1 protein-coding gene is annotated in these 1416 nt (G+C 51.4%); it reads right to left on the bottom strand.

Annotated elements, in window-relative coordinates; genetic code table 11:
- Positions 1-87: 87 nt before the first annotated feature.
- Positions 88-1416, bottom strand: a 1329-nt coding sequence (locus tag FV233_RS29455; protein WP_348642259.1) for a glycosyltransferase, incomplete at its 5' end; no start/stop codon positions are given.

Raw genomic sequence — 1416 nt, 5'->3', positions numbered from 1 at the left:
TATATACATCGTTTTCTAAAATTAAATCGTAAAATGATAGGAAGTTCTGGCCATATCATCAGAACTTCATGGACTCTCTGAATCGGATCACCAGTCCGGGCTATAGACCGCGCTATAAGATGAATGGTTGGCGCCCCAAGCAGGATCGACCATCTTGGCAAGCGCTTTTCGCGCGATCTCAACACGTTGTTGGCGTTCCTCGTGGGGAAATTCTGGGCATCCGAGTACGCTGATACATGCGGAAAGACAGGCTCGATACTGTCCTGTGTTAAAAGCGATCACAGAAAACTTATCCCGCAATCCATAGTTATACATCCAGTGCTGAACAAAAAGCCCGTCCGTTGGCGCTGATAACTCAAGCCCCGATTCGGCATAATGGTACGCTTCGACGTAGCGTTTTTTGTCCTGGCAATATCGGCTGACGTAATAGACTGCCTCAACTCGGCGGGGGTTGATTGCGATAGCTTTATCGAAGCAGGAAATAACTTCATCAAATGGCTCGTCAAGATTGTCCATCAAAAGGGCAGCGCCCAGATAACTGATGTAGATTTCCTCCTCCCAAAACCCCATGGTCGTACGGTTGAGGTAGGCCTGCAAAGCTTTACGTTTTTCGCCGCAGTCACGATAACTATTTGCTAGATAGTACATATAGCGCGACAATAGATATGGATCTTTTTCAATCTTTAGAGCTTTTTCGAAAATCTCAGCGTCCCGTGCATACGTGCTCTCATCGCGACGCCGCGCGCCATCGTGCCCCCGTCGCATTGCGAGCGGCAACGACGTGTCAGTCCAGACCAGCTCCTCACATTCTGCAAACTCGTGCAGGACGCCTCGATAACGCCAGGGCAACGCATTCTTGAAAAGCTGCGTCCGTGGGTACCGCATCGTGGTGTCGTGAATTTGTAGGGTGTACCCTGGAGCATCCAGATCTGGCATTTTGTAGTTGACTGGAAGCGCCGTCCCACCGTGCGCGGCAATCAGCTCGTCGTCGGCATCGATGACGAGCGTGTAGTCCCCATGTGGTCGCGCGAGTTCGAGCGCTTCCGTACGGTTATGACCAAAATCGACCCATGGACGCTCCAGCAAAGTGCCCGGAACATCGGCCAGGGCGGCACGAATGATGTCCTGCGTTCCATCGGTTGAACCCGTATCCACAATGACCCAATGATCAATAATTGCCCGTACTGAGTCGAGGCAGCGCCGGATGACTGGCGCTTCGTTCTTGACGATCATTGACAGGCAGATCTTTTGACCAGAAGGCGTCATCGTAGAATTACTTTCCGACGCAGTGATGCGTCGATTCCGTTGAATGTGATTCCATTTAGTACCGCGACGATGCGACAATCGCAAAGCGTCGGCCCCACGGGACGCTGCAGTTTTTCTTAACGCGGCGGAACAAACAGTATAATCTATGGC

It is taken from the genome of Methylobacterium sp. WL7 (assembly GCF_008040085.1).
Taxonomy (GTDB): Bacteria; Pseudomonadota; Alphaproteobacteria; order Rhizobiales; family Beijerinckiaceae; genus Methylobacterium; species Methylobacterium mesophilicum.
The sequence above is the reverse complement of the archived record's forward strand: the minus strand, read 5'-3'. Positions and strand labels throughout refer to the sequence as shown.